At 51.2% G+C, this 24,905-nt stretch carries 29 protein-coding genes and 1 riboswitch; of the genes, 20 read left to right on the top strand and 9 right to left on the bottom strand.

What is annotated here, in order from left to right; translation table 11 throughout:
- Positions 1 to 34: 34 nt before the first annotated feature.
- Positions 35 to 268, top strand: a riboswitch (cobalamin riboswitch).
- From ABV298_RS05635 to ABV298_RS05605, 7 genes are all read left to right on the top strand, one after another.
- On the top strand, positions 267 to 1,469 hold the full coding sequence (locus ABV298_RS05635) for an ABC transporter substrate-binding protein (RefSeq protein ID WP_353721191.1): 1,203 nt from the start codon (positions 267 to 269) through the stop codon (positions 1,467 to 1,469). (Overlaps the previous riboswitch by 2 nt.)
- On the top strand, positions 1,470 to 2,054 hold the full coding sequence (locus tag ABV298_RS05630) for a cob(I)yrinic acid a,c-diamide adenosyltransferase (RefSeq protein WP_353721190.1): 585 nt from the start codon (positions 1,470 to 1,472) through the stop codon (positions 2,052 to 2,054).
- Positions 2,051 to 2,563 carry a bifunctional adenosylcobinamide kinase/adenosylcobinamide-phosphate guanylyltransferase gene (locus ABV298_RS05625; RefSeq protein ID WP_353721189.1) on the top strand — a complete coding sequence of 171 codons (513 nt, stop codon included), beginning with the start codon at positions 2,051 to 2,053 and terminating at the stop codon, positions 2,561 to 2,563. The genes ABV298_RS05630 and ABV298_RS05625 overlap by 4 nt, the downstream gene beginning before the upstream one ends.
- Position 2,564: 1 nt before the next feature.
- On the top strand, positions 2,565 to 3,599 hold the full coding sequence (cobT, locus tag ABV298_RS05620) for a nicotinate-nucleotide--dimethylbenzimidazole phosphoribosyltransferase (protein WP_353721188.1): 1,035 nt from the start codon (positions 2,565 to 2,567) through the stop codon (positions 3,597 to 3,599).
- Between the two features lie 6 nt (positions 3,600 to 3,605).
- The gene (locus tag ABV298_RS05615; RefSeq protein ID WP_353721187.1) at positions 3,606 to 4,391 is read left to right on the top strand and encodes an adenosylcobinamide-GDP ribazoletransferase; all 786 of its coding nucleotides are present in this window, start codon (positions 3,606 to 3,608) and stop codon (positions 4,389 to 4,391) included.
- Positions 4,376 to 4,909: an alpha-ribazole phosphatase gene (gene cobC / locus ABV298_RS05610; protein ID WP_353721186.1), complete on the top strand. Its 534-nt coding sequence runs from the start codon at positions 4,376 to 4,378 to the stop codon at positions 4,907 to 4,909. The genes ABV298_RS05615 and cobC overlap by 16 nt, the downstream gene beginning before the upstream one ends.
- Positions 4,910 to 4,952: 43 nt before the next feature.
- The gene (locus ABV298_RS05605) at positions 4,953 to 5,516 is read left to right on the top strand and encodes a DUF1572 domain-containing protein (RefSeq protein WP_353723147.1); all 564 of its coding nucleotides are present in this window, start codon (positions 4,953 to 4,955) and stop codon (positions 5,514 to 5,516) included.
- Between the two features lie 6 nt (positions 5,517 to 5,522).
- Here ABV298_RS05605 and ABV298_RS05600 read toward each other — a convergent pair whose 3' ends face one another.
- Together ABV298_RS05600 and ABV298_RS05595 are read right to left on the bottom strand one after the other, a co-directional pair.
- Positions 5,523 to 5,867, bottom strand: a complete 345-nt coding sequence (locus ABV298_RS05600; protein ID WP_353721184.1) for a hypothetical protein — start codon at positions 5,865 to 5,867, stop codon at positions 5,523 to 5,525.
- Between the two features lie 19 nt (positions 5,868 to 5,886).
- Complete coding sequence (locus tag ABV298_RS05595) at positions 5,887 to 6,189, bottom strand: sigma factor (protein WP_353721183.1); 303 nt, start codon at positions 6,187 to 6,189, stop codon at positions 5,887 to 5,889.
- 245 nt (positions 6,190 to 6,434) lie between these two features.
- Between ABV298_RS05595 and ABV298_RS05590 the strand changes: the two genes are divergently transcribed.
- Positions 6,435 to 6,839, top strand: coding sequence for a DoxX family protein (locus ABV298_RS05590; RefSeq protein WP_353721182.1), 405 nt, complete (start codon positions 6,435 to 6,437; stop codon positions 6,837 to 6,839).
- 60 nt (positions 6,840 to 6,899) lie between these two features.
- On the opposite strand, the gene ABV298_RS05585 is transcribed toward ABV298_RS05590, so the two are convergent.
- From ABV298_RS05585 to ABV298_RS05575, 3 genes are all read right to left on the bottom strand, one after another.
- On the bottom strand, positions 6,900 to 9,401 hold the full coding sequence (locus ABV298_RS05585) for a phosphocholine-specific phospholipase C (protein ID WP_353721181.1): 2,502 nt from the start codon (positions 9,399 to 9,401) through the stop codon (positions 6,900 to 6,902).
- A 149-nt stretch (positions 9,402 to 9,550) separates the two neighbouring features.
- Positions 9,551 to 10,369, bottom strand: a complete 819-nt coding sequence (locus ABV298_RS05580; RefSeq protein ID WP_353721180.1) for a DUF1080 domain-containing protein — start codon at positions 10,367 to 10,369, stop codon at positions 9,551 to 9,553.
- A complete protein-coding gene (locus ABV298_RS05575; protein WP_353721179.1) occupies positions 10,317 to 10,520 on the bottom strand; it encodes a hypothetical protein in 204 nt (67 codons plus the stop codon). Before ABV298_RS05575 ends, ABV298_RS05580 begins: the two co-directional genes overlap by 53 nt.
- 283 nt (positions 10,521 to 10,803) lie before the next feature.
- Here ABV298_RS05575 and ABV298_RS05570 point away from each other — a divergent pair, with 283 nt between their 5' ends.
- The 4 genes from ABV298_RS05570 to ABV298_RS05555 all read left to right on the top strand — a co-directional run bounded on the left by ABV298_RS05570 (position 10,804) and on the right by ABV298_RS05555 (position 13,335).
- Positions 10,804 to 11,538, top strand: coding sequence for a metallophosphoesterase (locus tag ABV298_RS05570; RefSeq protein WP_353721178.1), 735 nt, complete (start codon positions 10,804 to 10,806; stop codon positions 11,536 to 11,538).
- A 319-nt stretch (positions 11,539 to 11,857) separates the two neighbouring features.
- The gene (locus tag ABV298_RS05565) at positions 11,858 to 12,697 is read left to right on the top strand and encodes an AraC family transcriptional regulator (protein WP_353721177.1); all 840 of its coding nucleotides are present in this window, start codon (positions 11,858 to 11,860) and stop codon (positions 12,695 to 12,697) included.
- A 28-nt stretch (positions 12,698 to 12,725) separates the two neighbouring features.
- Positions 12,726 to 12,989 carry a hypothetical protein gene (locus ABV298_RS05560; RefSeq protein ID WP_353721176.1) on the top strand — a complete coding sequence of 88 codons (264 nt, stop codon included), beginning with the start codon at positions 12,726 to 12,728 and terminating at the stop codon, positions 12,987 to 12,989.
- Positions 12,961 to 13,335 carry a hypothetical protein gene (locus ABV298_RS05555; protein WP_353721175.1) on the top strand — a complete coding sequence of 125 codons (375 nt, stop codon included), beginning with the start codon at positions 12,961 to 12,963 and terminating at the stop codon, positions 13,333 to 13,335. The genes ABV298_RS05560 and ABV298_RS05555 overlap by 29 nt, the downstream gene beginning before the upstream one ends.
- 5 nt (positions 13,336 to 13,340) lie before the next feature.
- On the opposite strand, the gene ABV298_RS05550 is transcribed toward ABV298_RS05555, so the two are convergent.
- Entirely contained in the window at positions 13,341 to 13,637 is a 297-nt protein-coding gene (locus ABV298_RS05550) for a DUF1330 domain-containing protein (RefSeq protein WP_353721174.1), read from the bottom strand.
- A gap of 187 nt (positions 13,638 to 13,824) precedes the next feature.
- Between ABV298_RS05550 and ABV298_RS05545 the strand changes: the two genes are divergently transcribed.
- The 4 genes from ABV298_RS05545 to ABV298_RS05530 all read left to right on the top strand — a co-directional run bounded on the left by ABV298_RS05545 (position 13,825) and on the right by ABV298_RS05530 (position 17,093).
- Positions 13,825 to 14,484: a hypothetical protein gene (locus tag ABV298_RS05545; protein WP_353721173.1), complete on the top strand. Its 660-nt coding sequence runs from the start codon at positions 13,825 to 13,827 to the stop codon at positions 14,482 to 14,484.
- Positions 14,485 to 14,624: 140 nt separating this feature from the next.
- Positions 14,625 to 16,049 carry a radical SAM protein gene (locus ABV298_RS05540; RefSeq protein ID WP_353721172.1) on the top strand — a complete coding sequence of 475 codons (1,425 nt, stop codon included), beginning with the start codon at positions 14,625 to 14,627 and terminating at the stop codon, positions 16,047 to 16,049.
- A complete protein-coding gene (locus ABV298_RS05535; protein ID WP_353721171.1) occupies positions 16,050 to 16,211 on the top strand; it encodes a hypothetical protein in 162 nt (53 codons plus the stop codon).
- A gap of 117 nt (positions 16,212 to 16,328) precedes the next feature.
- Positions 16,329 to 17,093, top strand: coding sequence for an oxygenase MpaB family protein (locus ABV298_RS05530; protein WP_353721170.1), 765 nt, complete (start codon positions 16,329 to 16,331; stop codon positions 17,091 to 17,093).
- On the opposite strand, the gene ABV298_RS05525 is transcribed toward ABV298_RS05530, so the two are convergent.
- From ABV298_RS05525 to ABV298_RS05515, 3 genes are read right to left on the bottom strand one after another with little or no spacing between them, the layout of a single operon-like run.
- A complete protein-coding gene (locus ABV298_RS05525; protein WP_353723146.1) occupies positions 17,094 to 18,500 on the bottom strand; it encodes an OB-fold nucleic acid binding domain-containing protein in 1,407 nt (468 codons plus the stop codon).
- A 34-nt stretch (positions 18,501 to 18,534) separates the two neighbouring features.
- Positions 18,535 to 20,325 carry a PHP domain-containing protein gene (locus tag ABV298_RS05520; RefSeq protein ID WP_353721169.1) on the bottom strand — a complete coding sequence of 597 codons (1,791 nt, stop codon included), beginning with the start codon at positions 20,323 to 20,325 and terminating at the stop codon, positions 18,535 to 18,537.
- A 19-nt stretch (positions 20,326 to 20,344) separates the two neighbouring features.
- Complete coding sequence (locus tag ABV298_RS05515; RefSeq protein ID WP_353721168.1) at positions 20,345 to 21,856, bottom strand: DNA polymerase Y family protein; 1,512 nt, start codon at positions 21,854 to 21,856, stop codon at positions 20,345 to 20,347.
- Between the two features lie 147 nt (positions 21,857 to 22,003).
- Here ABV298_RS05515 and ABV298_RS05510 point away from each other — a divergent pair, with 147 nt between their 5' ends.
- From ABV298_RS05510 to ABV298_RS05495, 4 genes are all read left to right on the top strand, one after another.
- On the top strand, positions 22,004 to 22,561 hold the full coding sequence (locus tag ABV298_RS05510; RefSeq protein ID WP_353721167.1) for a BRO family protein: 558 nt from the start codon (positions 22,004 to 22,006) through the stop codon (positions 22,559 to 22,561).
- Positions 22,562 to 22,631: 70 nt separating this feature from the next.
- Positions 22,632 to 23,237: a hypothetical protein gene (locus tag ABV298_RS05505; protein WP_353721166.1), complete on the top strand. Its 606-nt coding sequence runs from the start codon at positions 22,632 to 22,634 to the stop codon at positions 23,235 to 23,237.
- Positions 23,238 to 23,253: 16 nt separating this feature from the next.
- On the top strand, positions 23,254 to 23,856 hold the full coding sequence (locus tag ABV298_RS05500; protein WP_353721165.1) for a hypothetical protein: 603 nt from the start codon (positions 23,254 to 23,256) through the stop codon (positions 23,854 to 23,856).
- A gap of 173 nt (positions 23,857 to 24,029) precedes the next feature.
- Complete coding sequence (locus tag ABV298_RS05495) at positions 24,030 to 24,902, top strand: PHB depolymerase family esterase (protein ID WP_353721164.1); 873 nt, start codon at positions 24,030 to 24,032, stop codon at positions 24,900 to 24,902.
- The last annotated feature ends 3 nt before the right edge of the window (positions 24,903 to 24,905 follow it).

The following is a 24,905-nucleotide window of genomic DNA, read 5'->3' as shown; positions in this document are numbered from 1 at the left end:
TGAATGTTTGCAATGATAAGCAATAAAATATCGCTAGTTTTGCGACAATCCAGGTGCACGCGTCGTGCGTGTTAAAAGGGAATCCGGTGAAAATCCGGAACAGTCTCCGCTGCTGTGAGTTCAGAACGAGGCTCTTGTGAGATGCCACTGGGATATAATTTTGAATGATTGAATGACCGAATGTTTTATTCAATCATTCAATCATTATTCCCGGGAAGGCGCAGGAGTTGAACGAGTCAGAAAACCTGCCTGCCAACATGGTTAACATGGCTTTCGGAAGAAAGGCCGATGACAAAATGATTATCAGAAAACTATTTGCAGTTCTCCTGCTGCCGGGCCTTCTGGCTGGTTGCGGTACTTCCTCGGCGCTTTACGAAAAAGGCGGATCGCATTATTCCGGGCGTGACCTGTTCCCCGAAAAGGTGAAAGTTTCACACGCGCGCGGCTTTGCGATCACGTATCATGATCACTATAAAGTCGTGAAAATCATGAGCCCGTTCGAAAAATCGACGGACACGCTGAGTTATATCCTGGTACAACGTGGTACGCCGCGGCCCATCGGCTATCATGACAGCCAGTTCATCGAAATTCCGGTGCGCAGCATGGTGGCGATGTCGTCGCTGCACATCGGATTAGTAGGCTTTCTGGGTTGCGAGAATATCCTTACCGGAATGGGCAATCTCAGGTACGTGTCTTCGCCAAAGGTGCTCGACCGCATTAGGGCAGGTAAAATTGTGGAAGTAGGTAAGGATCAGGGACTAAACGAAGAACTGTTGGTGAGCTTGCATCCGGATTTGATCATGGCTACGGGCAGTCCGGTTTCGAAAGTAAGCCGCTATGAATCCCTTCATCAGGCTGGTATACCGGTGATGGTGAATTCGGAATGGGTCGAGAGGACGCCGCTGGGCCGGGCCGAATGGGTAAAGCTGCTGGCGGTGCTTACCAATCGGGAGACCGATGTGAACCGCAAATTTGCGCGTGTCGAGGCAGAATACCAGAAACTGGTCCGGTTAACAAGCAAGGTTGGTCCGCGACCGAGCCTGCTGGTGGGGATGAATTCCAAAGACGCCTGGTACGTCCCGAATGGGGACAGCTACGTGAGCCGTTTCTTTCGCGATGCGGGTGCTTCTTACCATTGGTCGGATACAAAAGCAACGGGTAGCCTTCCGCTGAGTTTTGAAACGGTGTATCCGGTGGCATTGCAGGCGGATTTCTGGCTGAATGTGAGCATCGGAAGTGTGCAGACCAAAAAGGATATCCTGGCACGGGATGCCCGCTACGCCGATTTCAGGTCATTCAAATCCAATCACATTTATAGCTACAACAAACGCATGAATGCCCAGGGAGCGAACGATTACTGGGAATCGGGCGCGGTGAACCCGCATCTGGTGCTGGCCGATCTGATCCGGATTATCCATCCCGAGTTGTTGCCCAAGCATGAGCTGATCTATTATAAATCCATTAATTGAATGAAAATATATACTAAAAAGGGGGATAAGGGAACCACCGGGCTGTTCGGCGGGAGCCGGGTGAGTAAAGACGACGTGCGGATCGAATGCATCGGGACGCTCGACGAAGCTAATTCGACAATCGGCATGCTGCGGGTGAAGTTGGGCAACGGGCATGAATGGCAGCCCGGCTTACACAAAATACAGAAGGACCTGATGGACATGATGTCGCATCTGGCGCGGCCGTCGGACGCTAAAAAGGAAAATAAAAACCCGATGCCGGTTGATGGGGCGACCTTTTGCGAGGATTGGATCGATGCCCTGGAAGCTGCTATGACCTCGCCGTCGGATTATTTTTTGTTGCCGGGAGGGAACGAAGTGTCGGCATTATGCCACGTGGCACGCACGCAAATGCGCCGTGGCGAGCGGCGGCTGGTGTCGCTTATGAAAACCGACGAGGTACACGAGGCCATTCCGGCCTATATCAACCGCCTTTCCGATCTGTTTTTTACCCTGGCCCGGGCGGAGATGGACAAAGCCGGCGTCGCGGAGGAGAAATGGCAACTTTTTCTGTACAAGCGTTTCAAAAACGTGGAGCCGTCATGATCATCTATATTACCGGCGGCGTCAGGAGCGGCAAAAGCAGGTTCGCGATGGAGCTGGCGTTGCAAAAGAGCGGAAGTCCCGTTTATGTCGCAACCTCGCGGATCCGCGACGAAGATTTTGCCAGACGGGTGAAGCGGCATCAGGACGAGCGCGGGCCCGAATGGGTTTCCCTGGAAAGCGAGAAGGATCTTTATTTGCTTCCGTTAGGGGGTAAAGTGGTGGTTATCGATTGCGTAACATTATGGCTTACAAATCTTTTCGAGGCCTTCGGTTATGATGTCGGTAAATCCCTGGCCGCATTTAAGGCGGAAATAGACGCCCTGGCCCGGATAGATGCCACTTTGATCATCATTTCCAACGAAATAGGCATGGGCGTTCATGCCGCGACCGAAGCCGGGAGAAAGTTTACCGATTTGCAAGGGTGGGCGAATCAATACGTCGCCGCTGTGGCCCGGGAGGCGATCATGATGGTTTCGGGGCTTCCATTAACCTTAAAATCCACAAAATAATATGTATACAGCTGCCGTAACACGCGAGGAAATCCAGGCAAAAATAGACTCGAAAACAAAGCCACTGGGAGCACTCGGGGCGCTGGAAAGGCTGGCGTTGAGGATCGCCTCGGTGCAGGGCACTCTGTCGCCGGAACTCGTTAATCCCCATATCATTGTTTTTGCCGCGAGCCACGGCATCGCATCGCAGGGGGTAAGCGCGTACCCTTCGGAGGTAACGCCCCAGATGGTCCTTAATTTTATGGGAGGTGGCGCGGCGATCAACGTTTTTACGCGTCAGCATGGCATAAACCTGCTGCTGGTGGACGCCGGCGTGGATTATGATTTTGGGAAAAACGAAAAACTGATCGATGCGAAAGTTAATTTCGGTACGAAAAATTTTCTGAAACAACCCGCGATGACGGCCGCCGAATGCCGGCGGTGTCTTGAAAAAGGGGCAGAGTTGGTTCGCCACGTCAGGGAAACGGGCTGCAATGTGATCGGCTTCGGAGAGATGGGCATTGGCAATACCTCCGCGGCGTCGATGACCATGAGCCGGTTGCTGGAAATCCCGGTTTCTGAATGCGTCGGAAAAGGTACCGGCTTGAATGACGTCCAGCTCTTGCAGAAAATAGCGGTTCTGACCGATGCCTCCGAATACCATAAAAACGAACCCAACGATCCCGAATCGGTGCTGGCGACTTTCGGCGGATTTGAAATTGCCATGATGTGCGGTGCAATGGCCGAGGCAGCAAAACTGGGAATGCTGGTGTTGGTGGATGGTTTTATAGCCTCGGTAAGCTACCTGTGCGCATTCAAAATGGACGCTTCCATCGGGCATAATGCGGTTTTCTGCCATCAATCCGATGAAAAAGGCCATCGCCTGCTGTTACAGTGGCTGCAAGCCGATCCGCTTCTCAAACTGGATATGCGGCTGGGCGAAGGCACAGGCTGCGCGCTGGCCTACCCGCTCCTCCAAAGCGCCGTTTCCTTTTTGAACGAAATGGCCAGCTTTGAAAGCGCGGGCGTAAGCCGGAATACCGAAAATCAGAACTAATATCCGATGCCCTATTTTCGCAAACAGCTGACCCTGTTTTTTACCGCGCTGCAATTTTACACACGTCTGCCGGCACCGAAATGGGTGGTTTATCGTCCGGAAAATCTGAGCCTGTCGACGGGTTACCTGCCGTTTATCGGCTGGATTGTAGGTGCCGCAGCGGGCGGCGCATGGCTTGTCGCGGATTATTGTACCACTCCCACGGTAGCTGTTCTGTGCTCGATGATTGTTTCCGTGCTGTTGACCGGCGCATTTCACGAAGATGGTTTTGCGGATGTTTGCGATGGTTTCGGAGGCGGGTGGACGAAGGAAAAAATCATGGAAATCATGAAGGACAGCCGCGTCGGTACGTATGCATCCGTGGGCCTGATATCGATCCTCGCCTTGAAATTTGCGCTTTTGCAAGCGATAAGCGGTTCGGAAGGCGGGATCGTCGCCGTGCTCGTGAGCGGGCATTCGCTGAGCAGGCTCATGCCTGTTTTTGTCATTTACACGCTGCCTTATGCGCGGGAGACCGGCGGCAAGGCAAAACCTGTTGCCGAAAAGCCGCCTTTTTCGGTATTGGCGACCGCTATCGTTTTCGGGGTTATGCCCTTGTTGGCGTTCCCGGCGGTATTCGGGCAGCCTTTGGTCGTGATGGCGATCCTACCGATGGGATTGGTTATGGCGGTGCTGGCGGGCTATTTCAAAAAATGGATCGGTGGTTACACGGGCGATTGCCTGGGGGCTATCCAGCAGGTCTGTGAGATCGCATTCTATCTTTTCGTCGTTGTGCTATGGAAATTTACCTGATCCGGCATACGACGCCCGTTCTCGAACGTGGCCTGATTTACGGCCGCAAGGAACTTTTACTGCATGCCGGTTTTCCATCGGAACTCGAAATCGTACGATCGAAGCTGGATCCGGATTTGGATATCATTTATTCGAGCCCGGCTTCCCGCTGCACCACGCTTGCGAAGGCCATCGGCGCCGGGTTCGTGACCGATAGCCGTTTACAGGAGCTGGATTTCGGGGAATGGGAGGGCAAAACCTGGGATACCGTCGACCCCGCGGCGTTGCAGGCGTGGATGGACGATTATGTGCACGCGTGCACGCCTGGGGGCGAGAGTATGATGCAGATGTACGCACGCGTGAAGTCGTTTTGGGATGATCTTGGGAAAACCGCCCATCATAAAATCGCGGTCGTGACACACGCGGGGGTGATCCGGCTGATCCTTTCGATGGTTCGGGGAATTGCGCTGACCGAGATTTTCGATATCAATCCAGCTTACGGCGAAGTGTTCCGGATCGAGCGTTCCATTAGTAGATAACAATTTGTAATTTGGGTTGAACAAACCATTATTTCACCAGACCATGAACCAGGAATACCTCGAAAGCGTAAGAAAGCAATTCGAATATTACAAAATGCTCGGCGAAAAGACGATTGCGCAGCTGGGCGACGAGCAGCTTTTCTGGAAATACAATGAAGAAAGCAACAGCATTGCCAGCATTGTCAAGCATTTATGGGGCAATATGCTTTCCCGCTGGACCGACTTCCTTACCACCGACGGAGAAAAGGAATGGCGTGACCGCGATGCGGAGTTCGAAAACGATATCGATGGGCGCGAAGATCTGCTTGCCAAATGGAACGAAGGTTGGGAATGCCTTTTCAAAGCGCTGGATTCATTGGACGCATCCAACTGGAACACCGTGATTTACATCCGGAACCAGGGACATTCGGTGATGGAAGCGATTAACCGGCAGCTGGCCCACTATCCGTACCATGTAGGACAAATCGTGTTCATCGGCAAAATGGCGCTGGACGATAAATGGTCGTCCCTGTCGATTCCGAGGGGAAATTCGCGGAGCTATAATGCCGACAAATTCGCCCAGCCCAAGGCCAGGACGCATTTTACCGACGAGTATATCAAAAAATAATCATGCTTAGCGCCTGAGCCAGTAAATGGCCAGCAGGGCGAGCAACGCCAGCGCGGCCGTTGCGGCGACGACGAAATTGCGGTTGCGATAAAAGGGTGTCCGATGTTCGCCGGCAGCGTCCTCTGACACCATATTCTCGCGTAAACGACCCAGTAGCCGGGTAGAAACGGCCGGTTCGATCTCTTCTCTTTGGGTAAAAATCTTGTCGGCCTCCGAGGTCATTACTTCGTCGAAAACCCATTTTCCCGCCGGGGTTCGCAGGTGGCGAAGCAGTTCGTCCTGCTCGGGCCCGTTGCACTGGTTCGAGATGTATTTGTAAACGAGGTTCCTGATGTGAATTTCCTTATCCATGCATTCGGCCCGTTTTTCCTCAGAGTTGCAGTACCGGTTGCTCTTTTCCTGCGCGCGTGAGCACGTGAAAAATATGGCTCTTGCAAATTTTAAGCAGATAGCCTTTCAGGGAGCATTCGTTATGGAGGCAGTCCCGGTTCTCCCACAATTTCAGGAAAACGTCGTGCACAGCTTCTTCGGCATGTTCGGTGGATTTCAGGAACCGGAGCGCAAAGCGGAATAGATAAGCGTGGTAGGTTTCGTAAACCCTTGTGAAAGAGGGTATGTCGCCATTGCGGATGCTTGCTGCAAGGATATCATCCTGCATGATCGGTTCTTTCATACTTCGTTTTTTTCGGGCTACGTTTTGAATTTCAGTTATAAGCAAGTTACTGCAAATTTCTACTTTTTTGTTACCTAAAACGGAATAAATCCGCTGCAATTGCGTCGAACACGGGAGAATTGTTCTGTTGATGACGCAAACGCCCCCTAACAATGCCGTTTTTACACAGCGCCCGTCCCGCCGGCACCTGCTAGTTTTGTATCAACCAATCAGTCAAACAAAACTTATATAAACCAGGAAAAATTATGGAAGCTACACTCGTCACTTCGAACACAAAAAGCCAGGGAAACAAAGGCGTGCTTGCCGGCAAAATCATCAGCGCCTTGTGCATTCTGTTCCTGCTTTTCGATGCCGTCATGAAGGTCATCAAAGAATCACATTCCATCGAAGGCTCGGCGGCGCTGGGTTGGCCGGTGGACCAGGTACAAAACATCGGTATCGCGCTCCTGATATCGACAATCCTTTACATAATCCCTCGCACGGCCATTCTCGGCGCGATTTTGATTACTGGTTACCTGGGAGGCGCTATCGCGATCATGGTGCGGGTTGGGCAGCCATTGTATTTCGCGGCGGTGTTTGGCGTGCTGGTATGGGCGGGTCTGTACCTACGCGATGAGAAAGTACGACAATTGATTCCTTTCAGAAAATAGCGTTTCAGATTACATTTCATCAATATGTACAGGCCGGAGGTTGACTATCTCCGGCCTGTTTTATATTACACCACCCATCAGCGGATCGGTTTTCGTGACGGCGCCGGTTTCCACATGCCCGGCAAAGCGCTCTTCATATCCCTCGTAACCCTTTACCTTCACGCTGAAATCGTACCATTGAAATGATTTGCTCAGATCCAGTACGAGCGAGGCCTTCGAGCCGACGGCGAAAGTCTTGTTTTTAACGCCGGTTTTATAGCTGTTATCCCCGATCATTACGTCATGTGCCCTGGAATCGAGGTTCTCGATCGTTACAATCACATTGCCCGTCGGTGCGGACGATTTTATCTCGTATTCGCAGCCTACTTTCAATTCAGGGTTGGCGCCGCTGCCTTTAAATTCCCGGAAGAAGCCATTGGGGCCGTAAACGCGCAGGTGGTAGGTGTTGTTTTCGAAAGCCGCCAGTTCCCACTCATCCGTCAGGCTGTCGCCCGCGGCAACGCTGTAATCCCACGAGCGGAGCGTTTCGTTCCGGTAGGGTTTCATCGCGTAAACCCGGAACGGCATTCCGCTCGATTTATCGCCGAACAGCCGGTTACCCGTCTTGAAGGACAGTTGCAGGCTCGCTTTATTGATTTGCGCATTTACAAAAGGCTCGTAGGGCAATGCGCAGGCCGGGCGGGTACCCTTTTCCTGAGCAGGGAACAGGGGCGACTTCCCCGGGGCCTTGTTGAGCTCCGCCAGTTCCCGAGCATCGAGCTTTCTGAAATTTTCCGGCGCCTGTTTGAATTGTGCCTGATGAATGCTTTCGATAAATGGTTTTTGTTGCAGGAAAACAGGCGTTTCGATTTTTTCGCCGTTGTATGGCCGGAATACCGACGTGAGGTCACCGCAAATCGTTCGGCGCCATTGGGTGATATTTTCCTCACGAACTTCCCTGTTGAATTTCTTTTTTATGAAATTTTCGAGGAATTGCAGCGAAGAAGTGTGGTCAAATATCTCCGAATTGACGTAACCGCCACGGGACCAGGGCGATGCGATGATCATCGGCACCCGGTAACCCAGGCCGATGGAGCTTTCGCGAATGCCGGCCGGGTTGGCCGACGGATTTGTTTGCTGGTCGGCCAATGCAAAATCGAGTCTCGGATCGATGCCGGAGGAGACTTTTCCCGTGTTTTCTTTATAAGGATTCGGAACTGTAAATGGAGGCAAATGATCGAAATACCCGTCGTTTTCATCATAAGTCACAATGAAGATGGTCTTTTTCCACACCTCCGGATTTTGAAGCAGTATTTCCATCGCCTCGCTCACATACCACGGCCCGAACCACGGCTCGCCGGGATGGTCGGAGAAACGCGCGGGAGACATCAGCCACGAAACCGTCGGTAACGTCCCGTTTTTAACATCCTCCCTGAACTGGTGGAAAATGTCGCCTTTGGGGACATTCAGCGTGCGTTCCTTGCCGTTGTCGGAATACTGCATCGATGTCAGTTCATGGAAATAGGGATCGTTGACGTTTGTAGTAAATGCCTTTTCGTTCAGTTTTTTATCTTTATCCGAGAGCGCTGCCAGCGTTTCCTTATTAAACTTTGTTTGGGCGGTTTCGATGTTCTTCAAAAGCCGCTTCGCGGCGGCGAGACGTTGCGAAGCGCGGGAATCCGTCGCCGATTCTTTTTCGAGTTCCGCGATGGTATGTACGATCGTTTGCCTTTTGTTTTCAAGATTGGCAATGCCGCCTTCGTGGAAACGCACGTTGTAGGCTTTGAAATACTCCAGCACATTGGTACCGAAGTTGCTGAGCCACTCGCTTTCCTCGCTTTTGAGACCGTAGCCCATCGTGAGCTCATTCTGGTAAACTTTCCAGCTTATGCCCGCTTCTTCCAGACGTTCCGGATAGGTCTTCCATTCAAGCTCGGGATATTCGTAATTGCTGATATTCCACAAATGCGCAATGCCCGACGGCTCGTTCTTTTCGCGAACGGTGCCCGTCATCCAGTAATAGCGGTTCGGGTGAGTGCCGGTAATGCTCGAACAGAAGTTGTGGTCGCAAACGGTGAATGCATCGGCAAGGGAGTAATAAAACGGGAAATCGGTGCGGTCGCAGTAGCCCATGGTGAGCGGGATGTGCGCATACTCCTTGTTGCGCGGTGCTTTCACGTCGAGCCAGCGGTCGTATCTGCCGTTATTCATGGCGTCGGTCTGGTCGGTCCAGCCGTGGGGAATGGAACCCATCCAGGCGACTTTGGTATCTTTTACATTAAGGCGGAAAGGCCCGTAGGTTTCGCCGTCCTTGTTGGTCTGGAACCAAACTTTGTTTTTGTTGGCCAGCTCGATCGCGCGCGGGTCGTTGAAGCCGCGCACGCCCTGCAACATGCCTAGCTGGTGGTCGAACGAACGGTTTTCCTGCATCAGGAACACGATATGCTCGGCATCATAGAACGTACTACCGGGGGCAGGGTCGATTGCCAGCGCTTTTTGAATAACGGGCGGAAGTGTATTCGTCATCGCGCCCGTACCCGCGAGCAGGGCGGCCTTTTTTAGAAAATCTCTTCTGGAATCCATCAATAACTTTGAGTTTAGGACTTCAAATTTATCCAGGGCACCGGCACCGGCTGTTATCCCTGGATTATGATTTGGTCAATTTGGGCAAAAAAATACCGCTACCATGTTCCGGGCATTGCTGCAAGTAATGATAGCGGCTTTCGGGGCGGTTATTTCGCCGGTGTGATTACGATGTTGCGGTATTCAACGGGGCCATGGTCGCCCTGGATGTAAAGTGGGCCGGGTTCGCCTTCGTTACTGTCCAATGCTCCGCCGGTAATGCCGGGGATTTCCTGGTTGCTGATCACCGTTTTGCCATTGGCGACGAGGGTCAGCATGCGGCCTATCAATGTAATATCGAATGTATTCCATTCGCCCGCCTCTTTGGCCACCATTTCACTCGGAGTGATGAAGCCGTAAATCGCGCCCATCTGGTCGAGAGCGGGTTCCATCCCCTTGCCGTCGGTGATTTGCACTTCATAGCGGCCGCGCAGGTACACGCCGCTGTTGCTTCCCTTCGGAATGCGGAACTCGATGTGCAGTTTAAAATCGCCGAATTTCTGGTCGGTAACCAGGTTGGCACCGGATTTCGGGCTGCGGAGAATGCCGTTTTCGGCTATCCATTGGTTTTCGCCCGTTGCGTGCCAGCCTTTGATCTCATTACCGGCGGTCAGTTTGATCGGCGTTCCCCAGGCGGGTGTAGCCTTGCCGCGTAACGACGGCGCACGAACGCCTTTGTAGCTGTATGTCTTGCCGTCGGGTGTTGTCAATGAGCCGGAGATGGTGTCGCCCGACACAGTTCCTTCCACTTTAAGGTCATTCTCGCCGCGCTCCCATTGCGGCGGGATCGCAAAGTCAAATTTGCCCTCCTGGAAATGCACTACGGAGATTGGCCGGGCGCTTCCTGAGAAGCCTGTGAACTGCCCTACGAGCGTTTTATGGCCCGAATGACGCACTTCCAGCCAGGACGGTAACGTTTTGCCATTCACGTCCACGGAAATATCCCAGCGGCCTTCGATGGGAGAGGCGAGGGGGGGCGTTGTCGGCTTTTGCAGAAAAGGTAGCCATCAGCAGTGCGCCTGCCGAAAGCATCAGGCGTCGGGAAGCCCGGTACAGGTTGATTTGGAATACTTTCTTCATAAATTTTTCAGGAATTAAAAGACGGGAAAGTTAGAGATAAAAATCAATTTTCAGGAATATTTAGCCGATTACCCGTGCTGCGGCCACTTCCGAAATGGCCAGGTATCCCCATTTTGAGCAGATGCTGCAAACCGCGGCGGCTTTCGTGGTTTTGTGATCGATAGGTATTATCCTTTCATGAGGCAAGATTTCCGCCTTGGCCATTGGTACCGCCGCTAATTACCCGATTGGATCAGTTATTGCAGCGCCTTTTGTTATATAATTCCGGATAAAAAAGATAGCTATGAAACGCATCGCACAGATAACGGATTTGCATTTGATGGAAGAATGGTCGGCAAAGTATGGAGCGGATGCCGACACGAATATGAAGCTGGTCTTGCAGGATGTAGGCGCACGGGGGATCAGAGAGGTGATTTTTACGGGGGATATCGGTCATCCGGATGCTTACCAGCGATTTTTCGCGTTGCTGAAAGATTTCGACTTTACGGTGATACCGGGCAATCACGACACGTTTGCCGGTATCAGGCCGCATTACCTTCCGGATTACCTGAAGACGAAAAGCGAAATGTTTCATTCCACGGAAGACGAATATTTCAAATATATTTTCCTGGATTCTTCGTCCGATTCCATCAGCGAAATCCAGTTGAAATGGCTGGAAAATGAACTGCTGACGACAAGACATGTGCTGCTTTTTGTCCACCACCCTGTTTTACAGGTTCTTACGGCTGTTGATTTCAAGTACCCGTTGCTAAACCGGGCCGCCATAAAAGATATTCTCGTGCGAAGCGGGCGCGAAATCACGGTTTTCTGTGGACATTACCACACGGACGATTTCACCAAGGAAGAAAACATTACGCAATATGTAACCCCTGCGGCCTCGGTGCAAATGGAGAAGAACCCGCTGGAAATCGTAGTCCATAGCCGCTATTATGGTTATCGCATTATCACGCTCGAAGGCAGGGCCGTGAGCACCCAAGTGGTGCTTAATCACGGAAAAGGGTTCGATGTAGTGGATTAAAAAACGGCGTAGTGCCTGATCGCGGCCACCGTGCGTTGGCCGGTGCATTACGGGCCGAGGGTTGGTTCGAATACGTACGGAAAGCCGATCTGCGGAAAGCTGAGAGGGGGTGGCAAATACGAGTTCCAGTCATTCGTTAGACCGGCTAATCGTGAAGCAGGTCGGTACCGTATGCACATTTTGCACCGGTTACTAATTACAGTATCCAACAATGCGTTGATTTTTAAGTAATTCGCTGCCGAATGTCGTTTTTTTACAATACAGGCGTTCGGAATACCCATAGTTTTGCAGCGTCAATACAAAAAGCCCTTTTCAAACAATGAACTCAGGTTACCAGGAATTCAGACCTTCGCCCGAATTGCAGCAATACGTCGAGTGCTATTGGTTACACCGTTTCGAAACCAAAGGTGATCAGGAGTCGCCGGTACAGCGGTGCATGCCGTTCGGGACGCTGGAACTGATCCTGCACCTGGACGATAACCGTTGCCGGGCGTTGTTCGAGGAGAGCTGGCAGCTTTTACCCCCGGCGTTTTTTGTGGGGCTTTTTCGTGATGTGGTGCATTGGAAAACAGTTGGTTCCTGCCGGAAATTCGGGATAAGGCTCAGGCCGGAGAGCGCACTGGAATTGTTCGCGGTACCGATTGCCCCGCTTTTTAACCAATTTACCGACCTGGAAAGCTGCTTTGGAAAGGAGATCAACCGGCTCGTCGAAAACGTATATGGCTTACAGGACACGAACGAGGTCGTGCGTATCACGGAAGCGTTCCTGCTCGGGCTTTTGAAAAACATGCGCTCGGCACGGCATCCCGTTTCACAGGCCACCCGGCTGATACGGCAGAGCAAGGGCCGGCTGTCGATCGACGCGCTGAGCGAAAACCTGTACATCAGCAAACGGCAGCTCGAACGGGTTTTCAAAGATCATTACGGCACGACGCCGAAAATGTACCAGCGCATTATCCGGTTCAGAAATGCTTACGAATCGTTTTGCAGCGCGCCGTCAACGCCGAACTGGGCTGAAATTTCATATAATTCCGGCTACGCCGATCAGGCGCATTTTATCCGCGATTTCAAAGAGTTTACACGGGAAGTCCCCACCCATGTATTCCAGGACCGTTATCAGTATTTCAGATTACCCGACAAGCAGGTGATGTTCGCCTGAGCAATTTTTTAACTTAAATCTATTTACCATGAAAATCGCTTATCTGGCCGCCTCCGCGGCCGTATGGTCAGTTTGTGCTTTTACAAAACAACCCGAAGCGCCCCGGCAGCTTGTGCGTAATTCGCCGGTTTCGGCCGCGATGTATCAGAAAGTCGTGTCCAAGGACGATGCCGTGAAAAGAGGAGAATACCTTGTTACCATCATGGGATGCGCCGACTGCCATGCTCCTAAGAAGATGACCCCCCCAGGGGCCGGCACCGGATATGGACCGTTTCCTGTCGGGTTACAATAGCACGCAACCTCTGGGAACGTTTGATAAAAGCATCCTCAAAACCGGTGAATGGGTGGTTTTTAACGGTCAAAGTACCGCATTCGCAGGCCCGTGGGGCGTTTCATTTGCCGCCAACCTGACGCCCGACGAGACCGGCATCGGTACCTGGACGTTCGAGCAGTTCGACACGGCCATGCGCAAAGGAAAGTTCAAAGGGCTCGAAAACAGCCGGCCGCTGCTGCCGCCGATGCCATGGTTCAATTACCTGAATATGGCCGACAGCGACATGCGCGCGATTTTCGCTTATCTGAAATCGATCAAACCGGTTTCCAATGTGGTTCCCTCGCACATTCCGCCGGCACCGTGACCGGTTCAGGGCTGCTTGACGGTCATTACCTTCAAAACCGACTCTTCCTTTAAATAGAGGTTTTGTTCGCGGATCTGGTCGGAAGTGTATGCCGCCAGATCCGCTTCGGATTCAAAACTGACCAAATGCACTTCGTAAGGCGCTTCCAGTTCGCCTTCGATCAAATGCCCGGGGCCCGTTCTCAGCCTCAGGAGCAATTTCCCGTTGTACCGGGGTATCAATGGCAATACCAGCGATTCGAATCGCTGAAAAACTTCTTCTTTGCCGGGCTTTACGTATACGAATTGTGTGATAGTGACCATATTCATTGCGTTTTTGTATCCAATCTCGAAAAGAATTTACATTCGCTGCAACTTTTACATCGGAAACGTTCTCTTTGAATCAAATTTGATGGCCATCAAAATACTGGAATGAAATGAGTGGGGACCGATTCCCCATTTGGGCAAGTTTTGTGTTGTTTGTTCAAATTTCCACCCCTTTTTGATAGCCATGAAAACAAAGAAAATCCACCTATCCCTTCTGCTGGCGCCCGCTTTATGGCTGGCCTCTTTCCTGCCCGCCGACGCGCAAACATACGCTGAGCCGGACAAGGGTTACTGGCAGGTCCACACCGATCCGAATTCGCGCAATACCGTCGTTCAGTTTTTCGACAGCGGCAACCATTTACTTTACCAGGAATCCATGCCCCGCAAGTACATCAAGCTTACCAAACGGAATGTGAGGTTATTCGATGACCTTTTGTCCAAGCTAATGGCTCGCGAACTGCTTTCGGAAAAAGTAAAAACCTTCGACCTCGTAGCCGATAGCCGTACCACGTACAGAAGTATGTCGGAATCGGAATCTCCCATGTCGGCCGCGGGCGTCAACGTGAAAACGGCCATGTCGAATGTGTATGTGGTACAGAGCGGGAAAATGAAGGTTATTCTCAAGAATCCGGCGCAGGAAAGCTATGACGTCCGCATTATCGACAGCGAGCTGCGTACAATTTACTATGAACAAATAAAAGAACCGAGCTACGGCCGCTGGTTCGACGTATCGAAACTCGGGCAGGGTACTTACAGCGTTCATATCGGCAGCCCCCGCAAAAAACTGCATTACAAATTGATCGTCGACGATTACCTCGGTTACCGGCTCGAGGATTTGAAATAATGTTTTAGTCAGGTTTCTGAATGGTAAATAGCCTCTGGTTTTCGGGGGCTATTTTTTGTTTTGCCTATGACGCGCCGTGTGTTGTTTAATTCAAAATCATTATTGTACTTTGTATTTCAAAGTACTTTTTAATTAAAGCTATGAAGGTAAAAATGATCCTGCCGGCCCTGACAGAAGCGGAAAGCCCGCAATGGAGGCCAATCAAGTATTCGCTTTTTCCGCCTCTCGGATTAGCCACACTGGCGGCATACCTCTCGCCGGAAGATGAGATCGACCTGCAAGACCAGCATGTGGAAACATTGCGATTGGACGACGCACCGGACCTGGTGGTTATTCAGGTGTATATTACAAATGCTTTCAGGGCATATCGCATTGCAGATCATTATCGGAACAAAGGCAGCTATGTCATTTTGGGCGGTTTGCACGTGACTTCGCTCCCGTACGAGGCAATGACGCATGCCGACAGCATTTTCATCGGTCCGGGCGAGGATACATTCCCGCGGTTTCTGCTGGATTTCAAAAAGCGCGCACCTCAGAAAGTGTACACGTCGACCGCCAGGACGCTTGCCGGGATACCGCCTATTCGCCGTGACCTCATCAAGCGCAACTTATACCTCGTCCCCAACTCCATTGTCGTAACCAGGGGATGCCCGCATCATTGCAGCTTCTGTTACAAGGACGCATTTTTTGAAGGAGGCAAAAGTTTTTATACACAGCAGGTGGACGACGCACTAGCGGAAATAGACCGGTTGCCGGGGCGGCATTTGTATTTCCTGGATGATCATCTGCTGGGGAATGCGAAGTTTGCCGATGCGCTTTTCGAGGGAATGCGGGGGATGAACCGCGTGTTTCAGGGAGCTTCCACGGTAGATGCCATTCTGAGGGGTAACCTGATCGAGAAAGCTGCCGATGCCGGTCTGCGTAGTCTTTTTGTGGGTTTTGAAACTTTTTCCCCTCAAAATCTGAAACAAAGCAACAAAAAGCAGAACCTCGAAAAGGATTATGCGAAGGCCGTAAACCGGCTGCATTCGCTGGGTATCATGATTAACGGAAGCTTCGTGTTCGGGCTCGATGACGATGATCGCGATGTCTTTAAGCGAACCGTCGACTGGGGCGTAAGCCAGGGTATTACCACCGCGACCTATCATATATTGACACCTTATCCGGGTACCGATTTGTACAAAAACATGGAAGCGGAAGGCAGGATCATGACCCGGAACTGGGACCGGTACGATACGCGGCACGTAGTTTACAAAACGATCGGGCTCGATGCGGAAAAATTGGAGGAAGGATACTGGTGGGCCTATGATAATTTTTATAGCTGGAAAAACATAATAAAATCCAGTTTACAACATGATTCCCTGAAATATATCGCCAAGCATTTTTTCTACACCGGCGGCTGGAAAAAATTTGAGCCGCTCTGGAATTTTATCATTAAAACAGGCGGGTTGAATGCCATGCTGCCGCTTCTGGAATCGATTTTGTCGAAAGTGAAAACGGGAAGAACATCCGAAGGACTGCGCGATCGGATCGAACTGGATGCTAACCCATTAATATTGAATTGAATGTGCAGACGTAATTATTTGATAGCGGCCTCGGTTATGTTCGCCGCAGAAGTCTGGATCGCGTTGTATGTGCACGACGACCTCGTCAGGCCATGGGGAGGCGACGTGCTGGAGGCGCTTCCAGTACTTCCATATCCTCGGGTTACTTGGTTTGGAGGATAACGCGGTTGCCCGGATGGTCGTCTGGACTACCTTTTCGTGGTTGGAAATTGCTGGTTATACGTTGGGTATTGTGTTTGTGCCGGGATCAGAATGGATAATAGACAAAAGGCATGCTGTATGAAGTGGTTCGTAAATGAAGGTTCGATTGTGCGGGATATCTGGGGAAAAGCGGATACGATCCTGTTCATATTCGCGGGAGCGTCGGCCGAGTTCGCGCTGAACAAGTCGGTAGATTGGCTGTACTTTACCGGGAAACTCCCCGCAGATCCGCTGGGCAGGCTGTTTTCGACGGTCGGATATGCGCGCCAGATTGTGTTCGCGGAATACGACGATGCCATGCGCGCAATCCGGCAGATCGCTTCGATCCATCAGGGTGTCGAACGCAGCCGTAATGCCCGCATCCCCGACAGTGCCTACCGCGATGTGCTTTTTATGCTTATCGATTATTCCATTCGATCATTCGAACTGCTCGAAAGAAAGCTGACTATTGCCGAGAAAGAGGAGATATTCGAAGTTTTTCACGCGGTCGGCGAGGGCATGGGTGTGCCCGGGCTTCCGGGCGATCTGCGCGAATGGGAGCGGATGCGCGCCGCACATTTGCAGGAGAATCTCGTTAGAAGCCATTTCACGGTCGATTTGTACAAGCAATACAGAAAGCATTTGGGTGGGTTCCGCTATTATTTGTTACGGCATGTTCAAATGCGGCTTGTTCCCCAAAAGGTGAATAATCTGATCGGACTGGGAAGCGACCGGCTGCTCGGGATATTGCTTCCTGTTTATAAAATAAGCCGGTGGATCGGTGCAGGGGCATATCTTCGCAATCTGTTGTTGCCGGAAGAATATAAAATGCAGGTAATCAGGCTTGATGAGGCCGGGCATTGATCACTTGAAATCCCTGGACGCCGGGAAAATTTCCGCTTGCGGATTTTTGAGCGGTAGTATCTTCCTGGATTTGCCCCGTGAATCGGGTTGACCCTTTTCATCAACCTCTGACAAGGTAAGCACATCGGCTCCCTGCTCTTCGATGGCTGCAAGTTTCCGAAGCAATCCGGATACATTGAAACATTTGCCCGCTACGACATGGATCACCTGGCCTTCCTTTTGCACCTTCCCTTCGATCATCAGCAGTTTCGACCTCAGTATTTCTTTACGGTAGGCATCGAAGATATTCTTAAAAACCACCAGGTTTGCCGTGCCGGTTTCATCTTCGACTGTAATAAAACAAATGCCGCTCGCTGTGCCCGGTCGTTGTCGGACAAGCACCAGACCGGCCACTTTGACAATCTGACCATCGTTAAGATGTTGGAGATCGATACTTCGTGTCGCACCCAGTGCATTCAGCTGATCCCTTACAAAACTGACAGGATGTGCTTTCAATGAGAGGGAGGTGGCAGAATAATCATGAATGACGTGTTCGGACAACGTCATTGCGGGCAAGCGAACATCGGGTTCGCTGTTGCTTGCCGGAGCATGTCCCGCGAAGAGCCCGGCCGGCCTGTCGGTCAATGCGGAAATCTCCCAGAACGCCTGCCGCCGGTCGAAGCCGATGGAACAGAATGCGTCCGCGTCGGCGAGCTTTTCCAGCGTAGTATTTGAAATGCCGATTTCGAGCAATTGATGAATATGGGTAAAGGGCCTGGTGCGGGAGGAAACCAGGATATGCATTTCTTCCTCCTTCAATCCCTTGACCTGCCGGAAGCCGAGCCGTAGGGCGCAGCGTTGGTCGGGGATATTTTCGAGGGTATTGTCCCAAAAGGAGTAATTGATATCTACCGGCCTCACTTCTACGCCGTGATTCCGGGCATCGATCACGATTTGTGCGGGCCGGTAAAAGCCCATGGGCTGGCTATTAAGCAAAGCGGCGGCAAAAACATCGGGGTGGTGGTATTTGATCCAGGACGAAACATAAACAAGCAATGCAAAACTGGCCGCGTGGCTTTCCGGAAATCCATAGCTTCCGAAACCTTCGAGCTGCTTGAAAATACGCTCGGCGAAATCCTTTTCGTAACCTTTCTTCATCATGCCACTTACCAACTTTTCCCTTAATCTGGATACTACGCCCTTTGCTTTAAAAGTTGCCATGCTCCGACGTAGTTCATCAGCTTCGGTAGGGGTGAAATCGGCGGCAACGATGGCAATATTCATAGCTTGTTCCTGAAACAGAGGTACTCCCTTAGTCTTTTCCAGAATTTTCCTCAGTTCCTCACTTGGGTATTCTTCTTTTTCTATTTCATCTCTTCTTCTTAGGTAAGGATGTACCATATCTCCCTGAATCGGTCCCGGCCGCACAATGGCGACTTCAATGACCAAATCATAAAATTCCTTAGGCTTCCAGTCTAGGCAGCATTGACTGCTGTGCCCGGCTTTCGATCTGGAAAACGCCGATCGTGTCGGCCCGGCAAATCATATCGTAAACCTTTTCGTCATTTGGGGGGATGCTTGCAAGGTCATGGACAATATTATAATGCTGTTTAAGTAAATCAAAAGCCTTTCGTAAGCATGTGAGCATTCCCAGTGCAAGCACATCGATTTTCAGAAAACCCAGGGTATCGATATCATCTTTGTTCCATTCGATGCAGGTGCGGTTTTCCATTCGGGCATTGAGAATAGGGCAGAGGTCTGATAATTTACCCTGGGTAATCACAAAACCACCCGTATGCTGGCCCAGCTGGCGCGGGAAACCCTTGTATTGTCCCGCCAGATCGAGGATTTTGGCCAGGTGCGGGTCGTTGGGGTCGAAACCATGTTCGGAAATGATTTTGCCATCGAACCATTCATCCGAAAACTCCCATAACGAGCTGGAAAGCCGGTTAACCGCATCCATGGACATGCCCATAGCCTTTGCAACATCCCGAACGGCGCCCTTTTGCCGGACCTGTGTAACCGTTGCGACAATGCCTGCCCGGTCGCGGCCATATTTGTTGTAGATGTATTGCATCACCTCCTCCCGGCGCTCATGCTCGAAATCCACGTCAATATCGGGAGGTTCATTCCGGGCCGAGGAAATGAAGCGTTCGAAAAGCAGATCGATTTCTTCCGGATTTACTGCGGTAATCCCGAGGCAATAACAAATCACAGAATTGGCTGCGGAACCGCGCCCCTGGCAGAGTATTTTTTGTTGGTTCGCAAAGCGCACAATGTCGTACACCGTCAGGAAATAGGCGGCGTAATCCATTTCTTCGATGAATTTAAATTCGTGTAAGATTTTAGCATGCACATCAGGAGGGATTCCATTCTGAAAGCGCTTTTTAGCACCGATCCAGGTAAGGTGTTTCAGTTCCTCCATCGGTGTCCGTCCTTCCGTTGTCAGCTCTTCCGGATATACATATTTCAAGCTGTTCAACGAAAACCGGCAGGCGTCGGTAATTTCCCGGGTGCGTTCGATGGCCTCGGGAAACTTAAAAAAGAGCCGTTGCATTTCCGCGGCTGGTTTCAGATAGCGTTCTGCATTTTCATGTAAGCGAAAACCGGCATTGTAAATGGTGCATTTTTCGCGGATACAGGTAAGTATATCCTGCAATTCACGTCGTTGCAGGTTGTGATAATGCACATCGTTGGTTGCTACCAGGGGAATATCGAACCGTTTGGAGAGCTGGTCGAGGCGGTAGAGTTTTTTCATGTCATCGCCCTGATAAGACCTTACCGCGCCGAGGTACAGATGGGCACCGAGTTTTTCGCGGTATTCTTGCAGGTTTTCGGCAAAAGAAGGATCGAAATCAAATGATTCGTTGAGTGCCGATGGCGGAACCGCGATAAATTTCATACCCTTTGCATTACGGTAAATATCAGTTTTATAAAGATGGCATTGGCCTTTCTCGGTGCGCAGGTTTCCTTCCGTGAGTAATGCGGAAAGCCGGCTGTAAGCCTCCCTGTCGGTAGGATAGGCGAGCAGGCTGGGGCCATCGAGCAGATCCAGACGGCAGGCTGGTATGATACGGAAATCCTTGTTTTTCGCAGCTGCATGCGCGCGTACGATACCGGCGAGCGTATTGCGGTCGGTGATGGCAATAGCCTTGTAACCCAGTGCGATGGCGTGTTCTACCAATTCTTCCGGGTGCGATCCGCCCCGCAGGAAGCTGAAATTGGTGGTTACCTGTAATTCGGTATAATTCATGTCGATGAAGTGTAGTTTTTCAGGCAAAAAAGCCGTGTATAAACCATTCCGGCTGCTCCTCTCCTTCTTCTTCGGAATATGGACCGAACCGGAACAGCCAGTAGCGCCTCCCTTCCCGGTCTTCTACGGTATAATAATCGCGAAAGAGGCCTTGTTCCAGCCACCATTCCTGTTCTATGCGCTCGGGTCCTTCGGATTTATCGATATAATGTACCTTGCCTTTGTACACGAACATGGTAGGCGGATAATCCGGTATAGGGGCGGTAACCTGAATGGTTTCCGGCTTTGGCAAAAGGAAAACGGGCCTCTGCCTGTCGGTCCGCCAGCCGGTTCGGGGTTTTTCATGTAAAGAAGGTGCCCTTTTAACCGATCTTTCGGGCCAATGGTGCTCCTGGGGCAGATACCGTTGTATCGCTTCCGCGCCTGTACGTCCGGTAATGGCATCGAGCAGTTCGGTAATCGCCGTATTTTCGAACCCGCCGGTTGTGTCCCACATCGTTTCCTGGGTTATGGTAACAGCCTCCACTTCCGGAGCTTCGAGAGTGAACAGCTCGATGCCGAAACCGGGAGCAATGGTTTTGATTTTGAGTTCAAAAAGCCGGAAAAGGTGCTTTACGTGATACGAGGCCCGGTTGGTCACAATATCGATTTGCTGCGTTCGGCCGTCTATCCGGAAGCAGGTCAGGACGCCACGGCGAAGTCCTTTACCTTCTCTCATCAACCGCGCGCAAAGCGTTTCCAGTAATTTCTGCAAGGCTATTTCAATGCCGGCAGCCGTCACGATCGGTTCCAGGCATGGCAACCGTTCCTGGTAGGGAACAACCTGGCGAATGGGTACGATAAATTCCTGCGCATAGCCAAGTGCCTGCTCCAACCTGTCGGGTAAAATTTGCCCAAATCGCCTGCGCAGCATTCCTGCCGGTATCCGTATGAAATTGCCGATCCGGTAAAAACCCAGCTTTTGCATCTTTTCGAGGGTTTCCGCGGGAATGCGCAACGCTGCCGGCGGTAATTTTTCCAATGCGGTGCGCTGGCCGCCGGGTGGAACGATCGCTCCCGGCGGACCGAAATGCGCATATGCCCACGCGGTCCCGATGGTATCGGCCAGGGCCGTTCGTATGGTATATCCCGCCTGGCTGAGCTTGCAGATCAGGTCATCCATGTATGCGCGCTCACCTCCCCACAGGTGCGCGCAACCGGTAACATCCATAATAAGTCCATCCGGTTCGTCCAATGCGACGGTGGGGGAGTAGCGTAAACACCATTCGGCCAGTGCCTGCAATGCATGCCGGGTAGTGTCCGGCTCGTCGTCCAGCACCACTAGCGAAGGGAGAATAGCCCGTGCATCGGCCACGACCATGCCGGTTTCAATGCCCATTTCCGAGGCTTCTGCATTGGCGGCCCGCACGATCATCTTTCCCCGCTCGGGCGTTGCCAGCACAAATTCGAGCCCGAAAAGCTCAGGCCTGAGGCGGATCCGGTGATCCGTTGCCAGCTGTGGGAACCATATGGAGACGAAGCGGTTGGGCATTTCAATAGATTGTCGATGAGTGTATTATAGAGAATTGATATTATAAATACCTCAAAATGGATTACAATAATATCAAAATGCTTTGAAAGTTGCCAGTAATTTTCTTGCTTTGCTGAAATTATTTTGCACACTTAAAAATGGAATGTTATGACTTCACAACAAGCTCCCTCGCTCTTTGAGCAAATCAGGAAATCGGACGACGGCGGCAACGAATTTTGGAGTGCCAGGGATCTGGCAAAAGTGCTGGAATACACGGAGTACCGTCATTTTAAATCAGCCATTGAACGTGCAAGAGAAGCCTGCATGAATAGCGGGCAGAATATAGGGGATCATTCCGAGGATATCCTAGGAATGATAAAACCGGGAAAAGGAGGCAAAAGACACGTGGAAGATGTAAAGCTATCCCGCTACGCCTGTTATCTCATAGTCCAGAATGCCGATCCGGCGAAAGAAGTAGTTGCATTGGGACAGACTTACTTCGCGGTGCAGACTCGTTTGCAGGAAATCAGGCAAATGGAGGAGTACAATCAATTGAATATCGAGAACGAAAAGCGGCTATTCCTGCGCAGCGAACTGACGAGGAATAACCTTCTGCTGGCGGAAGCCGTAGCCCTTGGGAGTGCCGTTAACTCAAAATATTGTGATCCAGGGGATTCAGGAGCGATAGTATGTGTATCCGGCATTGTGTTTGGCTGTCTGAGATGATAAGTTTGCAGTCCGGTTCGCGGGCCGGACTTTGCATTCGCGTCTCATATCTATCCATACACGCATGAAAATGGTAAATCAACTGATTCCGATAGTCGCAGCTTCACTGTTGCTGATGCCGGTCGCAGGTCTCGGCCAGAGCAATAAACAGGTTGTTAATTATCTGGACATCCCGGGCCCGATTGTGTTTCAAAAGAAAAATTACCGGCTGATATGGTCGTCGCATCCCGATGCTTCGCTTTACAAGCAGGAATATCTGGTCGCCGGCGACGGTTTTCCGAATTATAAATCGATGATAACCATTGACTTTGTGATCGCGGTAGCCGGCGTGGACGATGCCGTCCAGACCAAGCTTCGCGAACTTGACCAGTTAAAAAACACGCTCGATGTTAACTACGAAGTGATCGGCAACGCCGCCACTGGCGAGAAAATCATCGATTGTTTGCTCGGACAGACGGCGCAGAACGACGCCAAAAGTATTTACGAGCACGATGTGTACCGTTTCAAAGCGGTTACGGCGAAGTCGGGTCAAAAAGGTATCTTATTATACGCACTCAGTAGCCGCGCTTACGGCAACGATATCAAACCTTTTCTGACGCGCCTGAAAACGGAACGTAAAACGCTCATCACGGATGTGGCCAGGGCGCCGATTCCGGATATTACCATTAAAAAGTAAAGTCAGAACCAGCTACATGGAAAAGGAAACGGACCGGTACATCGGCCCGCCCACTACGCGGTACGCGTATGCAAGGGAATTTTGGGTTGAATGCCCGAAATGCGGGAAGGCGGCGCTGGTGCTTAAAAAGGATCTGGTGGGAATCGGCGACGATAAGCTGATTTGCCATCATTGTAACCACTCCGAGGGGGCAGATGAGCGCCTGCGTTATACGGCTATCGTGAGTCGGGCTTGCCGGAATTGCGGCGAATCTATCGAGGTGAGTATTCCGAATAATAAGGAGAAAGTTGCTGAACTCCGATATTCTTGCCCGCATTGCCATGTGCCTGAGGTTTACAAGCCTGCCAATGTCCCTTACCGATTGAAATACAGCAAGGAAAGGCTCGCAGATCCGGTGTTTGGACTCCCTCTCTGGTTCCGGGAAAATGTGAAGGGCGATACGCTTTGGGCCAGCAACAAGGAACATTTACTGGAAATCCGTAATTATGTAACCGCCCGGCTGCGCGAAAGACAAACCATGCGCATCACCACCATGGTCGAGAAGCTGCCGCAGTTCATTAAGGCTGCCAAAAACCGGGAAGCGGTTTTGAAGGCTATTGAACGGATGTTGAAGAAGTGAAGGGGGCGGAAGGAGGAAAGGGGAGGAGGGTTTTAAAATCATAGATATGGAAACGGATGCCGTCACTTTTTCCCGCAGCTTATATTCCCAATGAGGTGAGGAATATCGATTTTATGTGGATGTTCGAGAGACGGATTTGGTTAACTTGCGGGAATAAAATCAATCCCACCGAGATGTTTAAAAAGCTCCTTTCCGCATTCCTGATCCTCTCTGCATTGTCGACCAATGCCCAGCATGTGCTCGATTCGTTGCTGATCGAAGGCCATTACCGTGTTTTTGCATACAATCCGTCGCTGAAAGTCAGGCCGGGCGCAAGTATGGTATTTGTGATGCACGGGTCGGGCGGCGAGCCGCTGGGTTTTGCGCGTCGTGGGGCGAAGCTGGAATCCCTGGCGGAGTCGGAGAATATTGTTGTGGTTTATCCGGGCGGGTATAAAAAGTATTGGAATGAATGCAGGAAAGCTTCCACCGCGGTTGCCAACGTGGAGAACCTGAACGAAGAAGCATTTTTCGATGCGCTGATCGATCTTTTTGCTTCCCGGTATAAAATCAATAAAAAGCAGGTCTTTGCAACCGGCTTTTCCGGGGGAGGGCATATGTCGTATAAGCTGGCGCTGACCATGCCTGGCAAGATCCGGGCTGTTTCGGCAATAGTTGCCAACATGCCTACGGATGAAAATATGGATTGCACGCCGATGAACATGGCCATTCCGGTTATGATAACGAATGGCACCGCAGACCAGACCAATCCTTACAATGGCGGCGAAGTAAAAACCCCCGGCGTTACGCTGGGAACTGTTCGCTCGACGGACCAATCATTCCAATACTGGGCCAGGCTCGATGGTTATACCGGTGAACCGGTGAAATCCATAATGCCGGATGGCGACACTTCCAATGATATTACGGTGGAAAAATACACCTATCAAAAGAAAGGAAAGCCGGAAGTGACACTGTTGAAGGTCGTCAACGGCAGGCATGAGTTTGTGACGGATTTCGACATGTTCGAGGAATCCTGGAAGTTTTTTAAGCGACAGATAGGTAAATAGTTG

Source organism: Dyadobacter sp. 676 (assembly GCF_040448675.1).
Classification (GTDB): Bacteria; Bacteroidota; Bacteroidia; order Cytophagales; family Spirosomataceae; genus Dyadobacter.
Note: the sequence above shows the minus strand (reverse complement) of the source record. Positions and strands in the feature narration are given on the sequence as shown.

Excerpts from the sequence above, each read along its gene's own strand:
- ABV298_RS05630 (WP_353721190.1), top strand. The coding sequence starts at position 1,470 with ATGAAAATATATACTAAAAAGGGGGATAAGGGAACCACCGGGCTGTTC.
- ABV298_RS05635 (WP_353721191.1), top strand. The coding sequence starts at position 267 with ATGGCTTTCGGAAGAAAGGCCGATGACAAAATGATTATCAGAAAACTA.
- cobC (WP_353721186.1), top strand. The coding sequence starts at position 4,376 with ATGGAAATTTACCTGATCCGGCATACGACGCCCGTTCTCGAACGTGGC.
- ABV298_RS05495 (WP_353721164.1), top strand. The coding sequence starts at position 24,030 with ATGTTTAAAAAGCTCCTTTCCGCATTCCTGATCCTCTCTGCATTGTCG.
- ABV298_RS05560 (WP_353721176.1), top strand. The coding sequence starts at position 12,726 with ATGAAAATCGCTTATCTGGCCGCCTCCGCGGCCGTATGGTCAGTTTGT.
- ABV298_RS05615 (WP_353721187.1), top strand. The coding sequence starts at position 3,606 with ATGCCCTATTTTCGCAAACAGCTGACCCTGTTTTTTACCGCGCTGCAA.
- ABV298_RS05530 (WP_353721170.1), top strand. The coding sequence starts at position 16,329 with ATGAAGTGGTTCGTAAATGAAGGTTCGATTGTGCGGGATATCTGGGGA.
- ABV298_RS05565 (WP_353721177.1), top strand. The coding sequence starts at position 11,858 with ATGAACTCAGGTTACCAGGAATTCAGACCTTCGCCCGAATTGCAGCAA.
- ABV298_RS05600 (WP_353721184.1), bottom strand. The coding sequence starts at position 5,867 with ATGGATAAGGAAATTCACATCAGGAACCTCGTTTACAAATACATCTCG.
- ABV298_RS05570 (WP_353721178.1), top strand. The coding sequence starts at position 10,804 with ATGAAACGCATCGCACAGATAACGGATTTGCATTTGATGGAAGAATGG.
- ABV298_RS05520 (WP_353721169.1), bottom strand. The coding sequence starts at position 20,325 with ATGAATTATACCGAATTACAGGTAACCACCAATTTCAGCTTCCTGCGG.
- ABV298_RS05505 (WP_353721166.1), top strand. The coding sequence starts at position 22,632 with ATGGTAAATCAACTGATTCCGATAGTCGCAGCTTCACTGTTGCTGATG.
- ABV298_RS05575 (WP_353721179.1), bottom strand. The coding sequence starts at position 10,520 with ATGAAGAAAGTATTCCAAATCAACCTGTACCGGGCTTCCCGACGCCTG.
- cobT (WP_353721188.1), top strand. The coding sequence starts at position 2,565 with ATGTATACAGCTGCCGTAACACGCGAGGAAATCCAGGCAAAAATAGAC.
- ABV298_RS05540 (WP_353721172.1), top strand. The coding sequence starts at position 14,625 with ATGAAGGTAAAAATGATCCTGCCGGCCCTGACAGAAGCGGAAAGCCCG.
- ABV298_RS05625 (WP_353721189.1), top strand. The coding sequence starts at position 2,051 with ATGATCATCTATATTACCGGCGGCGTCAGGAGCGGCAAAAGCAGGTTC.
- ABV298_RS05595 (WP_353721183.1), bottom strand. The coding sequence starts at position 6,189 with ATGAAAGAACCGATCATGCAGGATGATATCCTTGCAGCAAGCATCCGC.
- ABV298_RS05590 (WP_353721182.1), top strand. The coding sequence starts at position 6,435 with ATGGAAGCTACACTCGTCACTTCGAACACAAAAAGCCAGGGAAACAAA.
- ABV298_RS05535 (WP_353721171.1), top strand. The coding sequence starts at position 16,050 with ATGTGCAGACGTAATTATTTGATAGCGGCCTCGGTTATGTTCGCCGCA.
- ABV298_RS05555 (WP_353721175.1), top strand. The coding sequence starts at position 12,961 with ATGGACCGTTTCCTGTCGGGTTACAATAGCACGCAACCTCTGGGAACG.
- ABV298_RS05545 (WP_353721173.1), top strand. The coding sequence starts at position 13,825 with ATGAAAACAAAGAAAATCCACCTATCCCTTCTGCTGGCGCCCGCTTTA.
- ABV298_RS05585 (WP_353721181.1), bottom strand. The coding sequence starts at position 9,401 with ATGGATTCCAGAAGAGATTTTCTAAAAAAGGCCGCCCTGCTCGCGGGT.
- ABV298_RS05605 (WP_353723147.1), top strand. The coding sequence starts at position 4,953 with ATGAACCAGGAATACCTCGAAAGCGTAAGAAAGCAATTCGAATATTAC.
- ABV298_RS05500 (WP_353721165.1), top strand. The coding sequence starts at position 23,254 with ATGGAAAAGGAAACGGACCGGTACATCGGCCCGCCCACTACGCGGTAC.
- ABV298_RS05510 (WP_353721167.1), top strand. The coding sequence starts at position 22,004 with ATGACTTCACAACAAGCTCCCTCGCTCTTTGAGCAAATCAGGAAATCG.
- ABV298_RS05550 (WP_353721174.1), bottom strand. The coding sequence starts at position 13,637 with ATGGTCACTATCACACAATTCGTATACGTAAAGCCCGGCAAAGAAGAA.
- ABV298_RS05515 (WP_353721168.1), bottom strand. The coding sequence starts at position 21,856 with ATGCCCAACCGCTTCGTCTCCATATGGTTCCCACAGCTGGCAACGGAT.